Origin of the sequence: Paraburkholderia domus, from assembly GCF_905220705.1 — a bacterium.
In the GTDB taxonomy this organism is placed as follows: domain Bacteria; phylum Pseudomonadota; class Gammaproteobacteria; order Burkholderiales; family Burkholderiaceae; genus Paraburkholderia; species Paraburkholderia domus.
Genome location: NZ_CAJNAT010000001.1, coordinates 95,744 through 120,373, shown reverse-complemented (window position 1 = coordinate 120,373; position 24,630 = coordinate 95,744). Strand labels below are relative to the sequence as shown.

Below are 24,630 nucleotides of genomic sequence, written 5' to 3'. Positions count from 1 at the left end.
CTGGTGCGCGCCGCACTGAATTGAACTGAACCGAATCAAGCGTTGCAAGGCGGCTCGGCGTGAGCGCTGCCGGCTTGCGCACGCGTGGCCGTCACTGAATGACAGCCTTGGAGTAGTAACACACCGCCCGGAGTCCGCGGCTGCCAGCGGTGCGATAACCACAAGTACATCAAGTACGGAGACGCCCGCGGCGCGGTCAATCAGTTGGCTCGAACCTCCTGTTTCCAGATCGAGGAGAAGAGGGCGATTGGCATGGCCGATGCTAAGTCCTTCGATTCGCAATCGATGGTCCCTATCCCAAGGAGGAATCATGGCTCAGTTCAGTGCAGCGCCCGGCAGTCCCGCAATTCCCACCTACGCAGACGCCGGCACGCCCAGCGAATCGTCGATACCAGCAGGCTACAGCGAGAGGCTGTACAACGAGGATCTGGCGCCGCTGCGCCATCAAACCTGGGGCGCTTACAACATCTTCGCGTTCTGGATGTCTGACGTACACAGCGTCGGCGGTTATGTGTTTGCAGGCAGCCTGTTTGCACTTGGCCTGACGAGCTGGCAGGTGCTGATCGCGCTGCTGGTCGGCATTACCATTGTCAACGCGCTCTGCAATCTGATTGCAAAGCCTAGTCAGGCGAACGGCGTGCCCTATCCGGTGGCCTGCCGCGCGACGTTCGGCGTGCTCGGCGCGAATATCCCGGCCGTGATTCGCGGCTTGATTGCAGTGGCATGGTATGGAATCCAAACTTATCTGGCTTCGAGCGCGCTGGTGATCGTGGTGCTGAAGTTCGTCCCGCAACTGTTGCCGTATGCGGACGTTCATCACCATGGCTTCATGGGCCTCTCGACCCTTGGCTGGACCGGCTTCATGCTGCTTTGGGTATTACAGGCGCTGGTGTTCTGGCACGGCATGGAGACCATCAAGAAGTTCATCGACTTCGCCGGTCCGGCAGTCTATGTGGTGATGTTCATTCTCGCGGGCTACATGGTGTATCGCGCAGGATGGCGAAACATCGGCATCAACCTGGGCGGCGTAAAATATCACGGCATGCAAGTCGTGCCGGTGATGATTACGGCGACGTCGCTGGTGGTGTCGTACTTCTCCGGACCGATGCTGAATTTTGGCGACTTCTCGCGTTACGGCAAAAGCTTTCGCAGCGTGCAGCGCGGCAACTTCTGGGGTCTGCCGGTCAACTTCCTCGCCTTCTCGCTGGTGACGGTGGTCACGACCGCGGCCACGCTGCCGGTGTTTGGCCAACTGATCACGGACCCAGTCGAAACGGTGGGCCGTATCGACTATCCGACCGCGGTGATTCTCGGTGCATTGACCTTCACGATTGCAACTATCGGCATCAACATCGTCGCTAATTTCGTGTCGCCGGCCTTCGATTTCTCGAACGTCGCGCCGCGTCTGATCAGTTGGCGCGCGGGCGGCATGCTCGCGGCGGTGGCGTCGATCTTCATCACGCCGTGGAACCTGTTCAACAATCCGGCGGTGATTCACTACACGCTCGATGTACTCGGCAGTTTCATTGGACCTTTGTATGGCGTCCTGATCGTTGACTACTTTCTCGTGAAGCGTCAAAAGGTCGTGCTCGATGATCTCTATTCGGTCGCCCCAAGTGGTTCGTACTGGTATACCAACGGTGTCAACTACCGCGCCGTGGCCGCATTGTTGCCGGCTGCGCTTATCGCTGTGATCTGCGTGATGGTGCCGACGCTCGACGGGTTGGCTAATTTCTCATGGTTCATCGGGGCTGGATTGGGTGCCGTGTTCTACCGTGTGCTCGCTCGCTGAGCACGTGCTGCAACAGGAGTCGATATGCGTATCAAACTGATCAATCCGAATACAACGCAGCGTATGACGGACGCGATGGGCCGCTGCGCGCGCGAGGTCGCCGCGCCCGGTACTGAGGTGATAGCGGTAAATCCGACGATGGGGCCGCCGTCGATTGAAGGCTACTACGACGAAGCGCTCGCGACGCCCGGCTTGTTGGCCGAGGTCATTGCCGGCGAGCGTGAAGGCTGCGACGGTTACGTGATCGCCTGCTTCGGCGATCCCGGTCTGTACGCGGCGCGCGAGTTGGCGCGCGGTCCGGTGATCGGCATCGCCGAAGCGGCGATGCATGCAGCAAGTGTGCTGGCGCCGGGGTTTTCGGTGGTGACCACGCTGGCGCGCACCTGCGGGATGGCGTGGCATCTCGCGGAGCGCTACGGCATGAAGCGTTTTTGCCGCAACGTGCGCGCCACCGATGTCGCCGTGCTCGATCTGGACAAGCCTGGCTCGGCGGCGCGCCGCATCATCCTCGACGAATGCCGGCGCGCGCTGGAGGAGGACGGCTCGGACGCGATTGTGCTCGGTTGCGCCGGCATGGCCGAGTTGTGCGCGGAGATCGAAGATGCGTTGGGCGCGCCGGTGATCGAGGGCGTGACGGCGGCGGTCAAATGGACCGAGTCGCTAGTCGCGCTGCGGCTGTCGACAGCCAAACGGGGCGACTATGCGCGGCCACTGGCCAAGCGTTATGACGGCGCGCTGGAAGCTTTCAGTCCGCTTGATGCGGACCCCAATCCGCGGCCGCGGCGCGATTCGGCCGCAAATACGGCAGAAAGCGCAAATTCGGCCGGTTTACTGCGGGTAAACACCACAGAAAGCCCGGCGCAGCGGGCTCCGCACATACTTCCCGTCTGACACGCACTATCTGCCCGGGTGTATGGGCGCACCCGGGTGTTTTCGCTACACTGGTCCCACTCGGCGCTGGTGCCCGAACGCTATTTTCTGCTGCTTCTGGTGCCGCTTTTTTAGGGCCGTTTTCGCCCGCGCCGGCGTGAGCAACATGCACACGCCAAGCAAACCCCACGTGCATGTCACGTGAGTTCCTCGCGAATTTTACGTACCGTCACCACGCTTTCGTCAAACCATGCCACTCGACTCGAACTACCCACGCGATCTGATCGGCTACGGCCGCCACCCGGTGCAGGCGAACTGGCCGGGTCGAGCGCGCGTCGCGGTGCAATTCGTCCTGAACTACGAAGAGGGCGGCGAAAACTGCGTGCTGCACGGCGATCCGGGCTCGGAGCAGTTTCTGTCGGAAATCGTTGGCGCGGCGTCTTATCCGGCGCGTCACATGAGCATGGAGTCGATCTACGAATACGGCTCGCGGGCAGGCGTGTGGCGCATTCTGCGCGAATTCGAAAAACGCGACCTGCCGCTCACGGTGTTCGGCGTCGGCATGGCAATCGAACGGCATCCTGATCTCGGGCGCGCCTTCGTGGAGCTCGGTCATGAGATCGCCTGTCACGGCTATCGCTGGATTCACTACCAGGACGTGTCGCCGGAAAAAGAGGCGGAGCACATGCGCCTCGGCATGGAAGCGATCGAGCGAATCACGGGCGAGCGGCCGCTCGGCTGGTACACCGGCCGTGACAGTCCGAACACACATCGTCTGGTCGCCGAATACGGCGGTTTCCTGTACGACTCGGATTACTACGGCGACGATCTGCCGTTCTGGATGGATGTCGAAGTGACGGGCGGCGCAAAAAGCCCGCAACTGATTCTGCCGTACACGCTCGACACCAACGATATGCGTTTTGCAAGCCCGCAAGGCTTCAACACCGCTGACCATTTCTTCACGTACCTGCGCGACGCATTCGACGTGCTCTATGAAGAAGGCGACGAAGCTCCGAAGATGCTGTCGATCGGCATGCACTGCCGTTTGCTCGGCCGCCCGGGGCGCTTCCGCGCACTGCAACGTTTTCTCGACCATATCGAGCAGCACGATCGCGTGTGGGTGACGCGTCGCGTCGATATCGCGCGTCACTGGCGCGAACATCACCCTTACCAACAAAACAACCGCGGGGCAGCGGCATGAAGGCGATGCAATACACTCTGGACCAACTCAACAGCACCTCGACCGACGCGTTCGTCGCAGCGTTGTCGGGCATTTTTGAGCACTCGCCGTGGGTCGCGGAAATCGCCGCGCAGCAACGGCCGTTTGCCAGCATCGACGAACTGCATAGCAAGATGTCGAACATCGTCGAGACTGCCGGCGAAGAGAAGCAACTGGCATTGATCAACGCCCACCCGGAGCTAGCCGGCAAGGCTGCGGTGCGTGGCGAGTTGACGGCCGAATCGACGCGTGAGCAGAGCGGCGCGGGTCTCGCCCGGTGCACGCAGGAAGAATTCGACAAGCTGGTGGCGTTGAACAGCGCCTATCGCGAGAAGTTCGGCTTTCCGTTCATCCTCGCGGTGCGCGGTTACGACCGCCACGGCATCATCGCGAACTTCGAGGCGCGCGTGAACAACAGCCGCGCCGACGAATTGCGTGCCAGCCTCGATCAGATCTACCGCATCGCACGTTTCCGGCTCGACGACCTGATCGACGCGTAAGCTTGGCTAAGCGTCGCGGACCTCGAAGAGAAACGTTTTTTCAGCACTAACAAACATTAAGGAAGACAAAGATGGCACTCCCGATTCTCGACCCCAACGCACCGGAATTCACGCGTCGCTATGTGAACCTTGCGGACCCGCGTCTGGGCGCACAGGCGCTCGAGACCAGCGACGATTTCTTCGCACCGAAGGAACGCATGCTGAATCCGGAGCCGGCCGTCTTCATTCCGGGCAAGTACGACGACAACGGCAAGTGGATGGACGGCTGGGAAACGCGCCGCAAGCGCGCCACCGGCTACGACTGGTGCGTCGTCAAGCTGGCACGTCCGGGCGTGATCAAGGGTCTCGACCTCGACACCAGTCACTTCACGGGCAACTTCCCGCCGGCGGCTTCGGTTGAAGCTGCGCGCGTGGTGGACGGCGTGCCGAACCAGTCGACTCAATGGACCGAAATCGTCCCGTCGACCACGCTGCAAGGCAACAGCCACCACTATCACGAAGTCAGCGACGCGAACGCTTACACGCACTTGCGCGTGAACATCTACCCGGACGGCGGTATTGCGCGTCTGCGTGTGTATGGCCAGCCGCAAGTCGACTGGGCGGGCGCAAGCCGCACCGAGCAGTTCGATCTGGCCGCGATGGAAAACGGCGCATATCTGGTCGCGGCGAACAACCAGCACTTCGGCGCAGCGTCGACGATTCTGATGCCGGGCCGTGGCGTGAACATGGGTGACGGCTGGGAAACGCGCCGTCGTCGTGAACCGGGCAATGACTGGGCGATCGTCGCGCTGGCGCAACCGGGCGTGATCAGGAAGATCGAAGTCGATACGGCTCACTTCAAGGGCAACTATCCGGACCGTTGCTCGATCCAGGCTGCATACGTCACGGGCGGCACGGACAGCTCGCTGATCACGCAAGCCATGTTCTGGCCGGTGCTGCTGGGCGAACAGAAGCTGAAGATGGACAACCAGCACTATTTCGAAAGCGAAATCGCTGCATTGGGTCCGGTCACGCACGTGCGCTTCAACATCATTCCGGACGGCGGCGTGTCGCGTCTGCGTCTGTGGGGCACGCTCGCATCATGAAAACGCTGCTCATCGAACCGTTGACGAAGGAAGCGTTCGCCGCATTCGGCGACGTGGTCGAACTCGAGGGCGCGAAGCAGATCCCGATCAACCTCGGCACCACGATCCGCTTTCACGATCTCGCGAAAGTGGATGTGACCGACGAGAGCGGTCGTACGCTGGTGAACCTGTTTCGTGGGCAGCCGCGCACGTTGCCGTTCGAGGTGAAGATGCTCGAACGTCATCCGCTCGGCAGCCAGGCCTTCATGCCGCTGAACGACAAGCCGTATCTGGTGGTCGTGGCGCCGGCCGGCGAGCTGGACCCGAAGCAGATTCGTGCGTTCGTGACGAGCGGCTGGCAAGGTGTGAACTATGCGAAGGGTGTCTGGCACCATCCGCTGATCGCATTGGGCGACGTGAGCGACTTTATCGTCGTCGATCGTGGCGGCGATGGACTCAACCTGAACGAGCAGGATCTGGCCGAGTCCCTTTGGCTCACTGAAGATGCGTTGAGCGCGGTGACCGTTTGAGGTCGTTGCTTTAACGTAGTAGTTTGAGCAGGTTGGTTGTAAGAAAGCCCACAGTTCACATGCTGTGGGCTTTTTTGCTTTTACGTAAGACGAGGGCGGGGGCCAACTGATCTTTCAGCTACGCTTGCCTAAGAGCGGTGAGTGCCCGATCACCTCGCGCGCACGTTCCGCAGGCTCCGGCGCTGAAAACCCCGCGGCTTCGATTGCCGGTTTGAGTCCTTTGAATTGCAGGCTTTTCTTCGGCGATCGAAGCGACGCCATGCCGTCGTCCCAGGCATGGAGCATGTGTTTCGCGACGTTGTGCCACCGCGGTTCGTTGCGCGCCGCTTCAATTAACTCGCGGCCGACGGCGACCGCCGAATCGCACAACGCTTCGACCATCTGCGCGTATTGCCGTGGTGCGATCCCCGTGCGGGTGTTGAAAAAGCGCTCGAGCGTTTTGCCGGCCGCTCAGGTTTTACGGCCGTCGATCGGTCGCCGTTGTGTCGCGATCGTATTTGAGGACGTAGTCGTCGCGCTCGCGAAACAGCGTGGCGACGTGCTTGCCCAGTACCTGAACGTCGAGCCTCATGAGTCCGCGTCCGGCATGCGTTGTTCAGCCAGGATGTCTTCGAGCGTGCGCCCGTGGCCGTGCGCGACGAACTTGAGGTCGTAGCCGGCCGCTTCGAGCAGACGCACGAGCACGGACACGCTCATATCGTTTTTGGCTAGCGTTTCCATACGCGCGACAGTGGTGCGAGCCACGCCCGCGCGGAGGGCCAATTCCTCTTGCGACCGGTGGCTTTCGCGCCGAACGGCCTTCAGCATGTCCGATACGTCAGCGAGATTGGTCATTTGTAGCCCCTAGGTGTCAACTTGGCGAGTTTAAGGCTATCTTGTAGCCCATAAGGCACAAAACGTTTTTATGATTTTGTGCCTGTCAGGCTGCATTTCATCGACTTTCGTCCAATTTGTGTCTCTTGGGCTACAAATTAAATTGTCATTGCTGACAAGCAAGCCTAACCGACTGGCCAACAAAAAAGCGGGCTTCCCGCTCACGCGAAAAGCCCGCTTCATGCTGTTTTGCCCAGCCGGGCAACACGCCCGGCCAGTTCATTACTTCACTGCACCGCCTTCGAACCATGCGGCGATCTTCATCCGCTCGTCGTCGGTCATGTGCGTGACGTTGCCCAGCGGCATCGCCTTCAACGTCACTGCCTGCTGATAGATCCGCTGTGCATTCTGCGAGATCTCGTCCGGGGTATCCAGCAACACGCCAGCCGGGGCGCTGCCCATCAGCGTCGGATGCGCGGAGTGGCACGCAGCGCAGCGCTGTTGCAACACCGGCGCAATTTCAGCCACCGTGACCTTCGGCACGTTCGCGGCCTGCGCTTGCGGCACGATCGGCTTGGGCATTGTCGAGAAAAGGGCGGCGAACATCAGCACGATACCCACCAGCGGCAGATACCACAGCACCTGGCCACGGTGACGCATCACGAAGAACTGGCGAATCAGCGCGCCGGCCAGCATGATCATCAGGAGCACGACCCAGTTGTACTGATTCGTGTACGTCATCGCGTAGTGGTTCGACAGCATCGCGAACACCACCGGCAGCGTGAAGTACGTGTTGTGCACCGAACGTTGCTTGCCGCGCTTGCCGTAGATCGGGTTCGGCGTTTCGCCCTTGAGCATCGCGGCAACCATCTTGCGCTGGCCCGGGATGATCACGAAGAACACGTTCGCCGACATGATCGTCGCCAGCATCGCGCCCATGATCAGGTAAGCCGCGCGGCCCGCAAAGATATGGCACGCCAGGTACGCCGCGATCACCACATAAACGCCGACGCAGATGCCGAGCACCTTGTCCTTGTTGCCGAGGAGGCGGCACAGCGAGTCATAGACGATCCAGCCCGCGGCGAGGAAGCCGAGGGCCGAAGCAACTGCGACCACCGGGCCCATGTCGAGTACGTTCTTGTCGATCAGGTACGTGGACGGCGACATCAGATACAGCACGGTGAAGAGGCTCGCGCCCGACAGCCACGTGGTGTACGAGGGCCACTTGGACCAGTGCAGGTCGTCCGGCATTTCCGGCGGCGCGACGGTGTACTTCTGCATGTTGTAGAAGCCGCCGCCGTGCACGTGCCACAGTTCGCCGAACACGCCGCGCTTGCGCTGGTTCGGGTCCGTAGGCGGTTTCAGGCTGTTGTCGAGCGCGACGAAATAGAACGATTCGCCGATCCAGGCGATGGCGACGATGACGTGAAACCAGCGCAATGCCAGGTTCAGCCAGTCTGTGATAAAGCCTTCCATGAAACTCCTCCACTTCTGATTCGTTGCACGCGCAGCGACGCTTGTGCCTTGATTGCGCCTTCGGTGACCCGGCTGACGGGGCGTCGGCATGCATTGCGTCGCTGCACAGTGTGCGGGGTGTCCCCCAAGGGGACTTCTTTTGGGGCTCCGCCCCGTCGGGGCGAAAGACGCGGTGCGCTCAGTTCGCACGCGCCGTTTTTTATTGGAACGTCAGGTCGAGTCGCTCGCGTTCGATTGCGCTTCGCGGGTGTCTCCAAGGATCCGCACAGTGCAATCGGGCGCGCTCGGAAATACAACGCGACTTCAACCTCGTCCTCCTCCAACGCCTATCGAAAAACGCTCTGTGAGCTCAGTTGCCCACTTAACTGCCTCGATAAGTGCTGTACGACCACGGCGACACCAGCAGCGGCACGTGATAGTGCGCGCCGGCATCGGCCACGCCGAAGCGCAACACGACGCGATCGACAAACCGCGGCTCCGGCACCTTCGTGCCGATCGAGGCGAAGTAGTCGCCGGCGCCGAACACAAGTTCGTATTCGCCCGGGACCAATGCGTCGCCTTCGAGCAGCGGCTGGTCGCAGCGGCCGTCGTCATTGGTGGTGGTGGTTTTAAGCGCGCGGCGAGTGTCGCCGGAGAGCGCAAAGAGTTCGACCTTGATGCCCGCGCCAGGACGGCCGTTCGCGGTGTCGAGCACATGGGTAGTGAGCTTTCCCATTCGCAATTTTCCTTATGTGGATGCGAGGTTTCGGCGGCGGCCCGATCCAGAATACGTTGCGGCGGATCGAGGCTCCACGTCAGTGGCTACATACCCGTCGGCGAATTGAAGCGAGCGCCGTGGCAGCCATTGTAAAAAGGATGTTCCCTTCAGCGCGCGCGAGATAGGAAAGATAATACCTGGCGCATGACAGACAGCCTGTTGAAAGCCGTATCGTGCCGATTCGTCGACTATTGCCGTGCATTTAATCGTACACGCGGATCGTACCGGCGCCAAAATGGGCCCACTATATCGGCAGCGTGAGGTTGGGTATCGCACTGGCGCGAGTTGTCAGCATTATTTTGGCCGTCGAAGGTTACACCTGTGCGCCGCAGCAAACAGTAGCGAAGCGCGGCACACCCCGAAGACGGCGGAAGCACGCTGGGTAACCGGGCCAACGGCGTTCGACGGGACGCGGCGGCACGGTTTGCGTGCCGTCACATCGCGTTCGAACGGCTTTGCACGGAAGCAATAAAGCGGAGAAACGAATGACGATGGAGCAGGCGGCTATCAAGCCGAAAAAGACGATGTTGGTGAAGCACGCGGACGTGCTGGTCACGATGGACGGCGCCCGGCGCGAACTGCGCGACGGCGGCATGTATATCGAGGACAACCGCATCGTCGCGGTCGGACCGACGGCGGAATTGCCGCAAACGGCCGACGAAGTGTTGGACATGCGCGGCCACCTGGTGATTCCAGGGCTGGTGAACACTCACCACCATATGTATCAGAGCCTGACGCGCGCGATTCCGGCCGCGCAGAACGCCGAGCTGTTCGGCTGGCTGACCAACCTCTATAAGGTGTGGGCGAACCTCACACCGGAGATGATCGAAGTCTCGACGTTGACGGCGATGGCTGAGCTATTGCTGTCCGGTTGTACGACCTCGAGCGACCACTTGTATATCTACCCGAACGGCAGCCGCCTCGACGACAGCATCGTCGCGGCGAAGCGGATCGGCATGCGTTTTCACGCAGCGCGCGGCAGCATGAGCGTGGGGCAGAAGGACGGTGGTTTGCCGCCGGATTCGGTGGTCGAGCGCGAAGCGGACATCCTGAAGGACACGCAGCGGCTGATCGAGACGTACAACGACGAAGGGCGTTACGCGATGTTGCGTGTGGTGGTGGCCCCGTGCTCACCGTTCTCGGTGAGCCGCGACCTGATGCGCGAATCGGCGGTGATGGCGCGCCACTACGGTGTCTCGATGCACACGCACCTGGCGGAGAACGTCAACGACATCGCGTATAGCCGTGAGAAATTCGGCATGACGCCAGCGGAGTACGCGGAGGACCTGGGCTGGGTAGGTCACGACGTGTGGCATGCGCACTGTGTGCAACTCGACGACGCGGGCATCGAACTGTTCGCCCGCACGGGTACGGGCGTCGCACATTGTCCGTGTTCGAACATGCGGCTGGCGTCGGGTATTGCGCCGGTCAAGCGGATGCGCCTTGCGGGGGTGCCGGTGGGCCTGGGCGTCGATGGTTCGGCGTCGAACGACGGTGCGCAAATGGTCGCCGAAGTGCGTCAGGCGCTGCTGCTGCAGCGTGTCGGCTTCGGCCCGGACGCGATGACCGCGCGTGAAGCGCTGGAGATTGCGACGCTAGGCGGCGCGAAGGTGCTGAATCGCGACGACATCGGCGCGTTGGCGCCGGGCATGGCCGCGGATTTCGTGTCCTTCGATCTGCGTCAGCCGCTGTTTGCGGGCGCGTTGCACGATCCGGTCGCGGCCCTGGTGTTCTGCGCGCCGTCGCAGGTGAGCCATAGCGTGATCGGCGGCAAGGTGGTGGTGAAGAATGGTCAGTTGACGACGCTGGAACTCGGACCGGTCATCGAGCAGCACAACCGGTTGGCGAAGACGCTGTACGAAGCGGCAGTCTGAGCCCGGAGTAAGGGCGCAATAGAAGAAGCAGGTCTACCGGCATCCACGAAGGCGGGATGCCGATAGACCGCAGAGCAACGAATTATGGCTTATCGATCAACGTCTTGGTCGCCTCGGCAACCAGACTGCGCAGCCAGCGTACTTCGTCAGAGTAATGCACGCGCTCGTGCCACAACTGGTAGTACTGCATCGGCGGGAAATCGAGCGGGGCGGGTACCACGGTCAGCGGCAGGAACTTGGCGTAGTAGTCAGCAAAGAGGCGCGTTGTCGTGAAGATCAGATCGGACTTGATCAGCACGTAAGGCGCCAGATTGAAGTACGGCAACGTGACGACCACGTGACGCTTTAACCGCTCGCGCGCGAGATGCACGTCAATCGCGCCGCGTTGGCCCACCGAGTAAGGAGTAGGCGCAAGATGCGGAGCATTCAGGTACTGGTCGAGCGTCAACCCGCCGCGTTTGGCGAACGGATGCGCATTGCTCATCAGGCAGACGATCTGATCGACGAACAGGTTCGACAGGTGCAATTGCTCCGGCGGTTCCGGCCAGTTGCCGACCACGATGTCGAGCTTGCCGTCCTCGAGCGCGAGTTCATAGTCGAATGCCGGTCCGAGCGAGTGAAATTCAAGCGTCGCGTTCGGCGCGGCCTGACGAAAGCGTTCCACCACCGTCGGCACGAACAGCACGTTCAGGTAGTCCGGGCAGCCGATCCGGTAGCAACGGATCGAGGTCGCCGGATCGAAGTTGTGCTGCTGGAACTTGATGCGTTCGATCTCGCGCAATGCGTTTTGCACCGGCTCGAGCAGGCGCAGGCCGTACTCGGTCGGCACCATGCCGGATTTGCCGCGCACCAGCAGCGGGTCGCCGGTGATGTCGCGCAAACGGCGCAGCGCCGCGCTGATAGCGGGTTGCGATTGATTCAGTTTGACGGCCGCGCGCGTGACGCTGCGTTCCATCAACAGGGTATGCAAGACGCGTAATAGATACGTATCGATCGCCTCGCGTTGCTGACTCATGACTTCTCCGAAATATATGTTCTGGCTGATCGAACGGGCGTGGGTGTATATGACTTTTAATATGAACTCAAGGCCACGTCAAGAGTGGGATACCCGCAGAGCACGCTGCGGCGGGGGTTTGCGGGGAATTTTGACGGCTCGACTGACCGAGTTGAATTAGGTATTGTCATCCGGTTGTGGTGACGGATCGCCTGCTGACAGGGCAGGCGGACGCGCCGTAACCGGCAGTCTCTGACGTACTACGGAATCACATGAGCGACTCTTCTTATAGCGACGGCGCCGCCGCGCAGCCGGCAAGCAGGCCGGAACAGACGGCGCCCCGGTTGATGCTTCATGGCATCACCAAACAATATCCGGCCGTACGTGCCAACGACGACGTCACGTTGATCGTCGCGCCGGGTGAAATCCATGCCGTGCTCGGCGAAAACGGCGCCGGCAAAAGCACGCTGATGAAGATCATCTACGGCGCGGTACGACCGGACGCCGGTGAGATCCGCTGGGAAGGCCAGCCGGTCGAGATCGCCAACCCGGCGGCCGCGCGCAAGCTCGGCATCGGCATGGTGTTCCAGCATTTTTCGCTATTCGAGACGCTCACGGTCGGCGAAAACATCGCGCTCGCGCTCGACGAACCTTTCGATCTGAAGACGCTTTCGAAGCGTATCCGCGAAGTCTCCGCCGCCTACGGCCTCGACATCGACCCGCAACGTCACGTGCATAGCCTGACGGTGGGCGAGCGGCAACGCGTCGAAATTGTGCGCTGCCTGCTCCAGAATCCGCGTCTGCTCATCATGGACGAACCGACTTCGGTGCTCACGCCGCAAGCGGTTCGCAAGCTCTTCGCGACGCTGCGGCGTCTCGCGGCAGAAGGTTGCAGCATCCTCTACATCAGTCACAAGCTCGACGAAATCCAGGAGCTCTGCGACACCGCGACGGTGATGCGTGGCGGCCGCGTGACCGGTCACGTGACGCCGAAAGAAGAGACGCATGCCTCGCTCGCGCAGTTGATGGTCGGCCATTCGCTGCCCGATTACACGCGCCGTGAGCACACGCCGGGCGCCGTGCTGCTCGATGTGAAGCAGTTGTCAGTGGAAAGCGACGATCCGTTCGGCACCTCGCTCAATAACGTGTCGTTCGGCGTGCATGCCGGCGAGATCTTCGGCATCGCGGGGGTGTCGGGCAACGGGCAAGCCGAATTGCTGTCGGCACTCTCGGGTGAAAAGCGCGGCGCGCGTGCCGATGCGGTCACGATCTGTGGCAAGGCGGCAGGGCGGCTGGGGGCGGGCGGTCGGCGCGCGCTCGGTTTCGGGTTTGTGCCGGAAGAGCGTCTGGGCCGCGGCGCGGTGCCGGCGATGTCGCTGTCGGAAAACGCGCTGCTCACGGCGCATCGTCAGCAGATGGTGAACTCCGGCTGGATCAAGGCGGGCGCGATGCGCGCCTTCGCCAAACGCTGCATCGAAGCCTTCGACGTCCGCTGTGGCGGCTCGGAAGCGCTGGCGCAAAGTCTTTCCGGCGGCAATCTGCAGAAATACATCATGGGCCGCGAGATTTTGCAGGCGCCCAAGGTGTTGGTGGTCGCGCAGCCGACCTGGGGTGTCGACGTCGGCGCGGCGGCTTTCATTCGTCAGCAGTTGCTCGACCTGTCCGCACGCGGCGTGGCGATTCTGGTGATCTCCGAAGAGCTGGAGGAGTTGTTCGACATCTGCGATCGCGTCGCCGTGCTTGCCGGCGGCAGACTCTCGCCGGTGCGTGCCACGGGGGCGACTAACGCCGAGGAAATCGGCCGCTGGATGGCGGGCCTGTTCGGCGACCGCGAGGGCGCGGCGCCGTCGGCGGAACAGCAGGCGCATGCCTGATCAGATGCCTGATCGGACAGCTAATCGACGTTAGCACCAGAACCAGACATAAGCACTCACATAAGCACACGCTCCCATGATTCTTCCGTATCGACTCGAAGCACGCACGACGCCCTCGCGTACGATGCAAATTGCCGTGCCGCTGATCGCCGCGTTGCTCACGCTCGCCATCGGCTTCCTGATCTTCAGCCTGGTTGGCCGTGATCCGCTCGAAGCCATGCACGCGTTTTTTATCGAACCGCTCTCCAGCGTGAACGGCTGGTCCGAACTGCTGCTGAAGGCTTCGCCGTTATGCCTGATCGGACTCGGTCTCGCGATCGGTTACCGCGCCAACGTCTGGAACATCGGCGCTGAAGGGCAGATGCTGCTCGGCGGCATTGCCGCGAGCGGCGTCGCGATCTATTTCGATCAGGCCACCGGCTGGTGGATTCTGCCGACCATGATGATCGCCGGCGTGCTCGGCGGCATGGCGTGGGCCGCGATCCCGGCACTGCTGAAAAGCCGCTTCAACACCAACGAGATTCTCGTCAGCCTGATGCTCACGTATGTGGCCACGCAGTTGCTGATCTATCTGGTGAGCGGCCCGTGGCGCGATCCGCAGGGCATGAATTTCCCGCTCTCGGAGATGTTCAGCGGCGACGCGTTGTATCCGACGTTTTCCGGCGACTGGCACTGGAAATGGCTGCACGGCACGCGTCTGAACGCGTCGGTGTTCGTCACGCTGATCGCGATTCCGTGCGTGTGGCTGTTCATGCGCAAGAGCTTTGCGGGCTACCGGATGAACGTCGGCGGTCTCGCGCCGCTCGCCGCGCGCTACGCCGGCTTTTCAGACAAGAAGACCATCTGGACATCGCTGCTGATCAGCGGCGGTCTGGCGGGCCTCGCCGGCATGGGCGAGATTGCCGGTCCGATCGGCCAGTTGCAGGCGACATGGTCGCCGGGCTACGGCTTCACCGCGATCATCGTCGTGTTCGTCGGACGACTGCATCCGGTCGGCATCGTGCTCGCGAGTCTCCTGATGGCGTTGCTGTACCTCGGCGGCGAAGCGGTGCAGACCTCGATGCAATTGCCGCAGGCGCTCTCCGGCGTGTTCCAGGGGTTATTGCTGTTCTGCCTGCTGGGTGCTGATCTGTTCGTGAACTATCGCGTGCGCCGCCGTTCGCTCGCCGCTTAAGTCCACTCTTTCGCTACTGATATTCCCGACGGATCTCCATGGATATTCAACAAGCCAGCGCGCTCACCTCGAGCGCCGTCACCGCCGCGATTCCGCTGATGTTCGCGGGCGCAGGCGAACTCGTCGCCGAGAAGTCAGGCGTTCTCAACCTCGGTGTCGAAGGCATGATGCTGATGGGCGCCGTGAGCGGCTACGCGGTCACCGCTATCACAGGCAACCCGTGGCTCGGCGTGGTCGCCGCGATCGGCGCGGGTCTCGCGATGTCGCTGCTGTTCGCGTTCCTCACGCTGACCATGCTCGCCAACCAGGTCGCCACCGGCTTGTCGCTGACGATCTTCGGCATTGGGCTGTCGGCTTATGTCGGCAAGCCATACACGTCGGCGGCCGTGCGCGCCACGATCGACACGTGGACCATTCCGGGTCTCTCGAAGATTCCGGTGCTCGGACCTGCGCTCTTCAGCCTCACGCCGCTCGACTATCTCGCGTTCCTGATGTTCGCGGTGATCTGGTGGTTTTTGTATCGTACGCGTGCGGGCCTCGTGCTGCGCTCGGTCGGCGAATCGCCGCAAGTGGCGCACTCGGTCGGCTTTCCCGTGATCGGCGTGCGTTACGGCGCGGTGGCCTTCGGCGGCGGCATGGCAGGTCTCGCAGGCGGTTATTACTCGATCGTCAACCTGCACTTGTGGCAGGAGCAACTCACGTCGGGTCGCGGCTGGATCGCCCTCGCGCTGGTGGTGTTCGCGACGTGGCGCCCGGGGCGTTTGCTGATCGGTGCGCTGCTGTTTGGCGCCGTGACCGGCCTGCAGTTTTACGCTCAGGCTATCGGCGTGCCGGTGCCGACGCAATTCCTCGCGATGCTGCCGTATGTCGCGACCGTCGTCGTGCTCGTGCTGATTTCGCGCAACCCGAACACGATTCGCCTGAATGCACCGGCATCGCTCGGCAAGCCGTTTTTTTCGGCGGGATGACACGCTTGTCGCTTCATATGACCGACCACACGTTTCACATCAATCGATAAACACGACAGGAGAAAACATGAAGAGAAGAAATCTGCTGACCGCATTCGCATGGGGCGCGGCCTCGCTGGCGCTTGCCGCGCCGCTCGCGCAAACCGCGCAAGCGGCCGACGCACCGGGCGTTGCGTTCGTCTACCTCGGTAATCCTGGCGATGCTGGCTGGACCTATGCGCACGACCAGGGCTCGAAGGAAGTCGAGGCGAAGTTCGGCAACAAGATCAAGATCACCCGCATCGAAAACGTGCCGGAATCGGCCGACTCCGAGCGCGTGTTCCGCGATCTGGCGAACAAGGGCAACAAGATCATCATCGGTTCGAGCTTCGGCTATCAGGACTTCGAACTGAAGGTCGCGAAGGACTTTCCGGACACGGTGTTCCTGCACGCAACGGGCTACAAGAAGGCGCCGAACTTCGGCACCTATGACGTACGGATGTATCAAGGCGCGTACCTGGCGGGCGTCGCTGCGGGCTATGTAACGAAGACCAACACGCTTGGCTTTGTCGCATCGGTGCCGATTCCTGAAGTGGTCCGCAACATCAACGCGTACACGCTCGGCGCGCGTTCGGTGAATCCGAAGATTCACACCAAGGTCATCTGGATCAACAGCTGGTTCGATCCGGGCAAGGAAAAGCAGGCCGCTGAAACGCTGATCGGCCAGGGTGCGGACGTGCTGCTGCAAAACACCGATTCGAGCGCGACGCTCGCGACTGCATCGGAAAAGCACGTGCATGCGTTCGGTTGGGATTCGGACATGAAGAAGTTTGGTCCTGATGCGCACCTCGGGTCGGTGGTTGCGCACTGGGGCGTGTATTACAACGCGGCTATTCAGCAGGTGCTGGACGGCAAGTGGAAGAACGATCCGGTGTGGTGGGGCATTCCGCAGAAGGCTGTCAATCTTGAAGACCTGAATTCGTCGGTGATTTCGGCTGACGCGCAGAAGCAGGTCGCGGCGAAGCGCGATGAACTGGCAGGCGGCAAGTGGGACGTGTTCACGGGCCCGATCAAGGATCAGTCCGGCGCGGTGAAGGTGCCGGCTGGCAAGACGCTGACCGATCCGGAACTGCAACGCCTCAACTGGTACGTGGAAGGCGTGGACGGCTCACTGCCGAAGTAATCCGTTTTTGTGGTCGTCGCGAGCGACTAGGCGGCGGTTTCAGCAACCGCTGCTTTAAGGAGCTGCGTCCAGTACGGACGCAGCTTTTTTTTGCTTCGGGTTTTGCGTTGAACAGGTTTCAGGCGAAGCGCTAGTCGATGCGTAGGCCGACCTTGATGGTTACCTGCCAGTAGGCGACCTTGTCATTTTCGATCTGGCCCCGCGTTTCTGTTACCTCGAACCAGTGCAAATTGCGCAGCGTCTTCGACGCTTTTGTGATCGCGGTGCTGATTGCGTCGTCGATCGATTTGGTCGATGAGCCGGTCAGTTCGATTTGCTTGTAGACGTGTTCCGACATGAACTTCCTCCTTTGATCTTCGTTGGTGTGAAAAAAGTATAGGCAATGGATCGAGGCCGACGTCGCTCGTATGAGCGAGTCATCTCGCACATCGCGTGCCGGATATGCCGCGGCGAGGCGAGGCCGTTATGATGTCCGCGCAACTCAATCTGAATCTGAAACCTGACGAGGCTTGAAAGTGGAAATTGGTTTTTGCGGTCCCGGTCTGATGGGCGCGCCGATGATCCGGCATCTGTTGCGCGCGGGGCATGCCGTGCATGTCTGGAATCGCACGCGGGCCAAGGCGGAAGCATTGTCGGCGGACGGCGCCAAGGTGGTCGATACGCCGCGCGAGCTGGCCTCGCGGTGCGAGGTGGTGTTGCTGTGCCTCGCAGATGCGGCGGCGGTTGAAGAAACGGTGTTCGGTGCAGTTGGGCTGCTGAGTGCGGATGCCACGGCAACGCGACGGCTGCGCTGGATCGTCGATCACTCGAGCATTCCACCGGCGGCGACGAGGGCGTTCGCGCGGCGTGCGGCGACGGCTGCTGAAGCGGCGGCAAGCGCGGCCGCGGGTGAGGGCCAAGGTGAGCGAGAGCCTGAGGGCGACGGCGCCACAAGCGTCGGCTGGATCGACGCGCCCGTATCCGGTGGCGTAGCGGGTGCGACGGCGGGCACGCTGGCGATCATGGCGGGCGGCGCCGCGGCGGACGTCGAAGCGGTCACGCCGCTGCTTGGCGCGTATTCGGCCCGCGTCACGCACATGGGCAACGTGGGTGCGGGACAGACCACCAAGCTCTGCAATCAGACCATTGTCACCGCGACCCTTGCGGCGATCGCCGAGGCGGTGAGCCTCGCGCAACGCAGCGGCATCGACGCCGCCAAACTGTCGGAAGGCCTCGCCGGCGGGTGGGCCGATTCGGTCCTGCTGCAGATTTTCGTGCCGCGCATGACGCAAAGCGGCCTCGCGCCGATCGGCGCATTCCGCACGTTCCAGAAGGATATCGACACGGTTGCCGCGACGGCGTACGAGACCGGCACGCCGATGCCGGTTTCGTCGACGGTCCAGCAACTGTTGCGTCTCGGCGCGGCGATGGGGCTGGGCGAGGCCGATCTGTCGGCTTTCATCGACGTTTTGCAGACGCCGCGCGGCGCCTAGTGGGCACGCAGGAGGCATGAGCGGTGCGTGAACCGACCGTGAGCGCAGCGTGAAAGCGGCGTCAAAAGGCGCGTTCACGGCGCTTGCGTGGGTTGAATTCGCGATAACCTGCTAAAATATTGGGTTGTTCGCCGATATCACATTCAAAGGACGCGCCGTGCTGTCTACCGCCAATATCACCATGCAATTCGGGCCAAAGCCCCTCTTCGAGAACATCTCGGTCAAATTCGGGGGAGGGAACCGCTATGGCCTGATTGGTGCGAACGGTTGCGGCAAGTCCACCTTCATGAAGATCTTGGGCAGCGATCTGGAACCGAGCTCCGGCAACGTGATGCTCGAACCGAATGTGCGCCTGGGCAAGCTGCGCCAGGACCAGTTCGCGTACGAAGACGTGCGCGTGCTGGACGTCGTGATGATGGGCCACGCCGAAATGTGGGCCGCCATGACCGAGCGCGACGCGATCTACGCGAACCCCGACGCGACTGACGACGACTACATGCACGCCGCCGAACTCGAAGCGAAGTTCGCCGAGTACGACGGCTACACCGCCGAAGCGCGCGCGGGCGAGCTGCTGCTCGGCATCGGCATCGCGATCGAAGACCACAACGGCCCGATGAGCAACGTCGCGCCGGGCTGGAAACTGCGCGTGCTGCTCGCGCAGGCGCTGTTCTCGAAGCCGGACGTGCTGCTGCTGGACGAGCCGACCAACAACCTGGACATCAACTCGATCCGTTGGCTGGAAGACGTGCTCAACCAGTACAACTCGACGATGATCATCATCTCGCACGATCGTCACTTTTTGAACCAGGTCTGCACGCACATGGCCGACATGGACTTCGGCACGCTGAAAGTCTATCCGGGCAATTACGACGACTACATGCTGGCCAGCACGCAGGCACGCGAGCGTCAGCAGAACGCCAACGCCAAGGCCAAGGAACGTGTCGCCGACCTGCAGGACTTCGTGCGCCGCTTCTCAGCGAACAAGTCGAAGGCGCGTCAGGCGACCAGCCGTCTGAAGATGATCGACAAGATCAAGATCGAGGAATTCAAGCCGTCGTCGCGGCAGAACCCGTTCATCCGCTTCGAGTACGAGAAGAAGCTGCATAACATCGCCGTAGTGGCGGAGAAGATCGCGAAGAAGTACGAACGCACGATCTTCAACGACTTCAGCATTAGCGTGCAGCCGGGCGAGCGTATCGCGATCATCGGCGAGAACGGCGCGGGCAAGACCACGCTGCTGCGCTCGTTGCTGGGCAAGCTTGCGCTCGATCACGGCACGGTGAAGTGGGCTGAAAACGCGAACATCGGCTACATGCCGCAGGATACGTATGAAGAGTTTCCGGACGACGTCACGCTGATGGACTGGATCGACGGCTACCGCCAGGAAGGCGACGACGAGCAGATGGTGCGCGGCACGCTCGGCCGTCTGCTGTTCAATGCTGACGACATCCGCAAATCGGTCAAGGTGCTGTCCGGTGGCGAAAAGGGCCGCATGATCTGGGGCAAGCTGATGTTGGGCCGTCACAACGTGATGCTGATGGACGAGCCGACCAACCACATGGACATGGAGTCGATCGAATCGCTGCAAATCGCGCTCGACAAGTTCGACGGCACGCTGATTTTCGTGTCCCACGACCGTGAGTTCGTGAGCGGCCTCGCGAACCGGATCATCGAAGTGAAGACCGACGGCACGCTGAATGACTTCGGCGGCAACTATGAAGAGTTCCTGACGAGCCAGGGCGTGCAGTAAGCGTTCCTCGCTTCACGGTGTCGCGTCAAGCAAAGCCCGCTTCTTCGAAGCGGGCTTTTTTCATGGCGAGCGTCTTGCGGGAAGAACCATCAATTTCACCGTGAAGTGACCAGCATCAACCAACCAGACTCAAAACCAGGCCGGCAAGCAGGCTCATTGACCCAAAGCAACGTAAGCTGCGCCCGACGACCGATTATCACCGTTTCGATAGTCTATCCATCGGGTCGTCAATGCTCACCTCTCACTCGTTCCCACCGCTAGTTATCCGCGGCCGCTCACTGCTTCCGATCGTGCAAGGCGGCATGGGCGTCGGTATCTCGGCCCACCGGCTGGCAGGCAGCGTCGCGCGCGAGGGCGCGCTCGGCACCATCGCCAGCATCGATCTGCGCCATCATCATCACGATCTGATCGAACTCTGTCGGCAAAGCCCTGATCGGGCCACGCTCGAACGGGCGAACCTCACCGCGCTGGCCCGTGAAATCCACGCCGCCAAAGTACTCAGCGACGGCCACGGTATGATCGCCGTCAACGTGATGAAGGCAGTCAACGCGCAAGCAGATTACGTGCGCGTTGCCTGCGAAAGCGGTGCCGATGCGATTGTCATGGGCGCGGGCCTGCCGCTCGATTTGCCGGACATGACCCAGGGTCACGACATCGCGCTGATCCCAATCCTGTCGGATAGCCGCGGCGTCGCACTGGTGCTGAAGAAGTGGATGAAAAAGGGCCGTTTGCCCGACGCCGTTGTGATCGAACATCCCGCCCATGCAGGTGGTCACCTCGGCGTGACCAACCTCGCCGACCTGCACGACCCGCGCTTTGATTTCCTGCGTGTACTTGAGGAACTCGATGCAGTATTCACGTCGCTCGGAGTGAGTCGCAAGGACGTGCCCTTGATCGTCGCGGGCGGCATCAATAGTCACGAAGCAGTGCGCGAGTTACTGACCGCCGGTGCCAGCGGTGTGCAGCTCGGCACGCCGTTCGCCGTCACCGAAGAAGGCGACGCGCATCCCAACTTCAAGCGCGTGCTGGCCGAGGCGACGCCCGAGGACATCGTCGAATTTGTCAGCGTGACGGGGCTGCCCGCGCGCGCCGTGAAAACGCCGTGGCTGATGCGCTATCTGCGCCACGAAACGAAAATCCGCGAGAAGATCGGCGCGCTCAAACACGTCTGTCCCACTGCCCTCGAATGCCTCAGTGTTTGCGGCTGGCGCGACGGTGTCGAGAAATTCGGGCACTTCTGCATCGACACGCGGCTCGCCGCTGCATTGCGCGGCGACGTGGCCAATGGTCTGTTCTTTCGCGGCCGCGAAGCCTTGCCGTTCGGCACGGCCATTCGCAGCGTCCATGACCTGATCGAACTGCTGCTGACCGGCGCGACGCGACCCGCTGTCGCAGGGCGATGGGCGTTCTCGCTGGGTTGATACGGGTCAACGTGAAGCCTCGCGGGACCTTCGACAATCCCCGCACGCAAACACACACTCGGGGAAGCACATGAAGTACTCGCTCAGGAACAGAATCAAGGCCGCCGCCGTTGCGTCGTGCCTGCTATGCGCGGGCGCGCTGGCACCACAGGCTCAGGCTGCCGGCGATGACCAGATGAACGGCATTCACGCTGGTGACGTACTGGTGCGTCTGCGCGCAATCAGCATCATGCCGAACGTGGAGACCAATCAGTCGCTGTCAGCGCTCAACGTGGGCGTCAACAACGCCATCGTGCCGGAACTGGATCTGACTTACATGATCCGCGACTACCTCGGCGTCGAGCTGATTCTCGGCACGTCGCGTCATCAGCTGACGTCGAGCCTCGGCAATCTCGGCGGCGTGAACGTGTTGCCGCCCACGCTGCTGCTGCAATATCACTTCAACCACGCGGGGCGTATCCGTCCGTACGTCGGTGCGGGTCTGAACTACACGTTGTTCTATAACAACGGCTTGAACGCCGGCGGTCAGCCGATTTCGATCAACAACCACAGCTTCGGCCCCGCATTGCAGGCCGGTGTGGACGTACAGGTGACCAAGTCGCTGTTCGTCAACGCGGACATCAAGAAGATCTGGATGCACACCGACGCAACGCTCGGCGGTCAGTCGCTTGGTCGGCTGAATATCGATCCGGTGGTGGTCGGTCTGGGCGTTGGTATGCGGTTCTGAGTTCCGCGCTTGAGAAGCCGCGCTTGTCATGCAAAAACGCCGGAATTTTTCCGGCGTTTTTTCGTCATGGCGATCCCGATCGAGAGGCGGGTTCCCCGGCAGTAAGGCCGATGCAGGCGGCCGCGGCGCGAGGTGGCTACAGCTTGTCGTTCTTGAAGCGCATCGCAGTGCCATCCTGCTCAATGCGTACCCATACGGCGCGCTTTTCCTCGTCGCTCAGGAACACCCAGTTGGACACTTCGGTGGCGGTGCGGCCGCAGCCTTTGCAGACCTCGTCGAAAAGCGTGGAACAGACGCCGATGCACGGGCTGTCGGGAAGATCATGGAGATTCGAAGCCATCGGAAACCTTGGAGCAGAGAAGCGGAGTTCCGCTATGTTAACCGATGCGGCGATCGCGCCCTGGCGTCGCGCTCACCATGGCACAGATGCATGCACGGTTGGCCGTATCCACTGCCGCCTTCGTCCCAAATCGAACTCCGCCCCTCAGCGCGCGAAACGGCGAGATGCTCGGAGAATGCTTACAGAATAACTTCATTAAGACTGCATTCGCTTGCAAGCGAAGGATCCGGTACTCGACGCAGCGAGGTCAAGGCGCGTCCGCGTGATTCGCGCCGGTCTCCCAGCCCTATTGCAAACCGTGGCGCAACGGGTGGTTACACCTCGCATCGAGGTCAGCCGTATTGCATAAAATTCGCGAATGGTGGCCTCTGGCTGCTACCCCGAGATGAACATGGGTGTGGCGGGACCGCCGTAACTTGACAACGAGATAACACCGAGGCTGCCACTGGTGTTTTTTACGGGTAGACACGCGCCGATAACCCGCTAAAATTGCGCCCATTTTGTAGCGGCACGGCTTACGCTGTACCGTTTGCGCGACAGCCCAGCATTTTTTTTGGTGTGCGCAATAATTAATGGTAGTTTTCGGGTTTTTCAGGGGAGCCGCGTGCGGTGTGCCGCGGCGTGGGCGAAGGCGGCCGGCTCGGGCCGGTCAGGATCGGAGAACGGGATGAAAAGACGGGTAGTGGGGCAAGTGGCAGCGCTGGTCTTGTGCGCGACACCGTGGTTGGCGGCCGCTGCGAAAGATACGCAGCTGAACGTGTATAACTGGTCCGATTACATTGCCAAGGACACCATTCCGAACTTCACCAAACAGACTGGTGTCCAGGTCAAATACGACAACTACGACAGCGACGACACGCTGCAAGCCAAGCTCCTCACCGGCAACTCGGGCTACGACATCGTCGTGCCGACCAGCAATTACGCCGGCAAGCAGATTGCTGCCGGCATCTTCGCGCCGCTCGACAAGTCGAAGCTGCCGAACCTCAAATACCTCGACCCGTCGCTGATGGCCCTCGTGGCCGGCGCCGATCCGGGCAACAAGTACACGGTGCCTTGGGCATACGGCACGACCGGTCTCGCCTACAACGTCACCAAGGCTCAGCAGATCCTCGGCAAGAATGTGCCGCTCGACAACTGGGACGTGCTCTTCAAGCCGGAAAACATTTCGAAGCTGAAGGCCTGTGGCGTGTCCGTGCTCGACGCACCGGACCAGATGTTTGCCGCCGCGCTGCATTACATCGGCAAGGATCCGATGAGCACGAACCCGGCTGACTACCGCGCCGCGCTCGAAATGATGAAGAAGATCCGTCCGTACATCACGCAGTTCAACTCGTCGGGCTACATCAACGATCTGGTTGGCGGCGACGTGTGCTTCGCGTACGGCTGGTCGGGTGACGTCGTGATCGCCAAGCATCGCGCGATCGAGGCGAAGAAGGCCTACAAGATCGAGTACTACATTCCGAAGGGCGGTGCCCCGGTGTGGTTCGACGTAATGGCGATTCCGAAAGACGCGAAGAACAAGGAAGCCGCGCTCGAGTGGATCAACTACATCGAAACGCCGCAGGTTCACGCCGCGATCACCAACGCCGTCTACTATCCGAGCGCCAACCTCGAAGCGCGCAAGTATGTGGACAAGGACGTGGCGAACGACCCGGCCGTGTATCCGTCGCCTGAAGTCATCAAGACACTGTTCCTGTTGAAGCCGCTGCCGCCGGAAATCCAGCGGCTGCAAACGCGACTGTGGACTGAATTCAAGTCCGGCCGCTGATTCGCCGTTAGAGTGAACGGGTAAGTATCATCATGAAGCCCTCGGTGTCCACCGGGGGCTTTGTTCGTCAAACGCCGGAGTAAAG

At 61.5% G+C, this 24,630-nt stretch carries 22 protein-coding genes and 1 pseudogene; 16 read left to right on the top strand and 7 right to left on the bottom strand.

Going from position 1 to position 24,630, the window contains the following annotated elements:
* The first annotated feature begins 310 nt into the window (after nt 1–310).
* The 6 genes from KHO31_RS00490 (at nt 311) to KHO31_RS00465 (ending at nt 5,975) form a co-directional block, all read left to right on the top strand.
* Nucleotides 311–1,792, top strand: coding sequence for an NCS1 family nucleobase:cation symporter-1 (locus KHO31_RS00490; RefSeq protein ID WP_201073048.1), 1,482 nt, complete (start codon nt 311–313; stop codon nt 1,790–1,792).
* Between the two features lie 24 nt (nt 1,793–1,816).
* Nucleotides 1,817–2,683: an aspartate/glutamate racemase family protein gene (locus tag KHO31_RS00485; protein ID WP_201073046.1), complete on the top strand. Its 867-nt coding sequence runs from the start codon at nt 1,817–1,819 to the stop codon at nt 2,681–2,683.
* Nucleotides 2,684–2,912: 229 nt separating this feature from the next.
* Entirely contained in the window at nt 2,913–3,863 is a 951-nt protein-coding gene (gene puuE / locus KHO31_RS00480) for an allantoinase PuuE (protein WP_201073044.1), read from the top strand.
* Nucleotides 3,860–4,381, top strand: coding sequence for a 2-oxo-4-hydroxy-4-carboxy-5-ureidoimidazoline decarboxylase (gene uraD, locus KHO31_RS00475; protein ID WP_201073042.1), 522 nt, complete (start codon nt 3,860–3,862; stop codon nt 4,379–4,381). Before puuE ends, uraD begins: the two co-directional genes overlap by 4 nt.
* Before the next feature lie 71 nt (nt 4,382–4,452).
* Nucleotides 4,453–5,466: an allantoicase gene (gene alc / locus KHO31_RS00470; RefSeq protein WP_201073041.1), complete on the top strand. Its 1,014-nt coding sequence runs from the start codon at nt 4,453–4,455 to the stop codon at nt 5,464–5,466.
* Nucleotides 5,463–5,975: an ureidoglycolate lyase gene (locus tag KHO31_RS00465; protein ID WP_201073039.1), complete on the top strand. Its 513-nt coding sequence runs from the start codon at nt 5,463–5,465 to the stop codon at nt 5,973–5,975. Before alc ends, KHO31_RS00465 begins: the two co-directional genes overlap by 4 nt.
* Nucleotides 5,976–6,089: 114 nt before the next feature.
* Here KHO31_RS00465 and KHO31_RS39055 read toward each other — a convergent pair.
* From KHO31_RS39055 to uraH, 4 genes and pseudogenes are all read right to left on the bottom strand, one after another.
* Nucleotides 6,090–6,449, bottom strand: a pseudogene (locus KHO31_RS39055) (type II toxin-antitoxin system HipA family toxin); the annotation flags it as partial.
* Nucleotides 6,450–6,542: 93 nt separating this feature from the next.
* Nucleotides 6,543–6,809: a helix-turn-helix domain-containing protein gene (locus KHO31_RS00460; protein ID WP_201073037.1), complete on the bottom strand. Its 267-nt coding sequence runs from the start codon at nt 6,807–6,809 to the stop codon at nt 6,543–6,545.
* A 261-nt stretch (nt 6,810–7,070) separates the two neighbouring features.
* Nucleotides 7,071–8,264, bottom strand: coding sequence for a urate hydroxylase PuuD (locus tag KHO31_RS00455; protein ID WP_201073035.1), 1,194 nt, complete (start codon nt 8,262–8,264; stop codon nt 7,071–7,073).
* Between the two features lie 361 nt (nt 8,265–8,625).
* Complete coding sequence (gene uraH / locus KHO31_RS00450) at nt 8,626–8,979, bottom strand: hydroxyisourate hydrolase (protein ID WP_074283346.1); 354 nt, start codon at nt 8,977–8,979, stop codon at nt 8,626–8,628.
* 527 nt (nt 8,980–9,506) lie between these two features.
* Between uraH and KHO31_RS00445 the strand changes: the two genes are divergently transcribed.
* A complete protein-coding gene (locus tag KHO31_RS00445) occupies nt 9,507–10,895 on the top strand; it encodes an 8-oxoguanine deaminase (protein WP_201073033.1) in 1,389 nt (462 codons plus the stop codon).
* Between the two features lie 82 nt (nt 10,896–10,977).
* Here KHO31_RS00445 and KHO31_RS00440 read toward each other — a convergent pair whose 3' ends face one another.
* The gene (locus tag KHO31_RS00440) at nt 10,978–11,910 is read right to left on the bottom strand and encodes a LysR substrate-binding domain-containing protein (RefSeq protein WP_012433318.1); all 933 of its coding nucleotides are present in this window, start codon (nt 11,908–11,910) and stop codon (nt 10,978–10,980) included.
* Between the two features lie 251 nt (nt 11,911–12,161).
* On the opposite strand from KHO31_RS00440, the gene KHO31_RS00435 reads away from it, so the two are divergent.
* The 4 genes from KHO31_RS00435 (at nt 12,162) to KHO31_RS00420 (ending at nt 17,067) form a co-directional block, all read left to right on the top strand.
* Complete coding sequence (locus tag KHO31_RS00435) at nt 12,162–13,763, top strand: ABC transporter ATP-binding protein (protein ID WP_201073031.1); 1,602 nt, start codon at nt 12,162–12,164, stop codon at nt 13,761–13,763.
* Between the two features lie 76 nt (nt 13,764–13,839).
* Nucleotides 13,840–14,937 carry an ABC transporter permease gene (locus tag KHO31_RS00430; protein WP_201073030.1) on the top strand — a complete coding sequence of 366 codons (1,098 nt, stop codon included), beginning with the start codon at nt 13,840–13,842 and terminating at the stop codon, nt 14,935–14,937.
* A 38-nt stretch (nt 14,938–14,975) separates the two neighbouring features.
* Nucleotides 14,976–15,905 carry an ABC transporter permease gene (locus tag KHO31_RS00425; protein ID WP_201073029.1) on the top strand — a complete coding sequence of 310 codons (930 nt, stop codon included), beginning with the start codon at nt 14,976–14,978 and terminating at the stop codon, nt 15,903–15,905.
* Nucleotides 15,906–15,972: 67 nt separating this feature from the next.
* Nucleotides 15,973–17,067, top strand: a complete 1,095-nt coding sequence (locus tag KHO31_RS00420) for a BMP family ABC transporter substrate-binding protein (RefSeq protein WP_201085142.1) — start codon at nt 15,973–15,975, stop codon at nt 17,065–17,067.
* A 130-nt stretch (nt 17,068–17,197) separates the two neighbouring features.
* Here KHO31_RS00420 and KHO31_RS00415 read toward each other — a convergent pair whose 3' ends face one another.
* The gene (locus KHO31_RS00415) at nt 17,198–17,404 is read right to left on the bottom strand and encodes a dodecin (protein WP_074283352.1); all 207 of its coding nucleotides are present in this window, start codon (nt 17,402–17,404) and stop codon (nt 17,198–17,200) included.
* 178 nt (nt 17,405–17,582) lie between these two features.
* On the opposite strand from KHO31_RS00415, the gene KHO31_RS00410 reads away from it, so the two are divergent.
* The 4 genes from KHO31_RS00410 (at nt 17,583) to KHO31_RS00395 (ending at nt 22,437) form a co-directional block, all read left to right on the top strand.
* Nucleotides 17,583–18,539, top strand: coding sequence for an NAD(P)-dependent oxidoreductase (locus tag KHO31_RS00410; RefSeq protein WP_211622460.1), 957 nt, complete (start codon nt 17,583–17,585; stop codon nt 18,537–18,539).
* Nucleotides 18,540–18,696: 157 nt separating this feature from the next.
* Entirely contained in the window at nt 18,697–20,289 is a 1,593-nt protein-coding gene (locus KHO31_RS00405; protein ID WP_201081993.1) for an ABC-F family ATPase, read from the top strand.
* Nucleotides 20,290–20,519: 230 nt separating this feature from the next.
* On the top strand, nt 20,520–21,710 hold the full coding sequence (locus tag KHO31_RS00400) for an NAD(P)H-dependent flavin oxidoreductase (RefSeq protein WP_201081991.1): 1,191 nt from the start codon (nt 20,520–20,522) through the stop codon (nt 21,708–21,710).
* Between the two features lie 94 nt (nt 21,711–21,804).
* Nucleotides 21,805–22,437: an OmpW/AlkL family protein gene (locus tag KHO31_RS00395; protein ID WP_407945918.1), complete on the top strand. Its 633-nt coding sequence runs from the start codon at nt 21,805–21,807 to the stop codon at nt 22,435–22,437.
* 136 nt (nt 22,438–22,573) lie between these two features.
* Here KHO31_RS00395 and KHO31_RS00390 read toward each other — a convergent pair whose 3' ends face one another.
* On the bottom strand, nt 22,574–22,777 hold the full coding sequence (locus KHO31_RS00390) for a DUF1289 domain-containing protein (protein WP_028199276.1): 204 nt from the start codon (nt 22,775–22,777) through the stop codon (nt 22,574–22,576).
* A gap of 667 nt (nt 22,778–23,444) precedes the next feature.
* Between KHO31_RS00390 and KHO31_RS00385 the strand changes: the two genes are divergently transcribed.
* Nucleotides 23,445–24,545 carry a polyamine ABC transporter substrate-binding protein gene (locus KHO31_RS00385; RefSeq protein ID WP_201081987.1) on the top strand — a complete coding sequence of 367 codons (1,101 nt, stop codon included), beginning with the start codon at nt 23,445–23,447 and terminating at the stop codon, nt 24,543–24,545.
* Nucleotides 24,546–24,630: the final 85 nt, after the last annotated feature.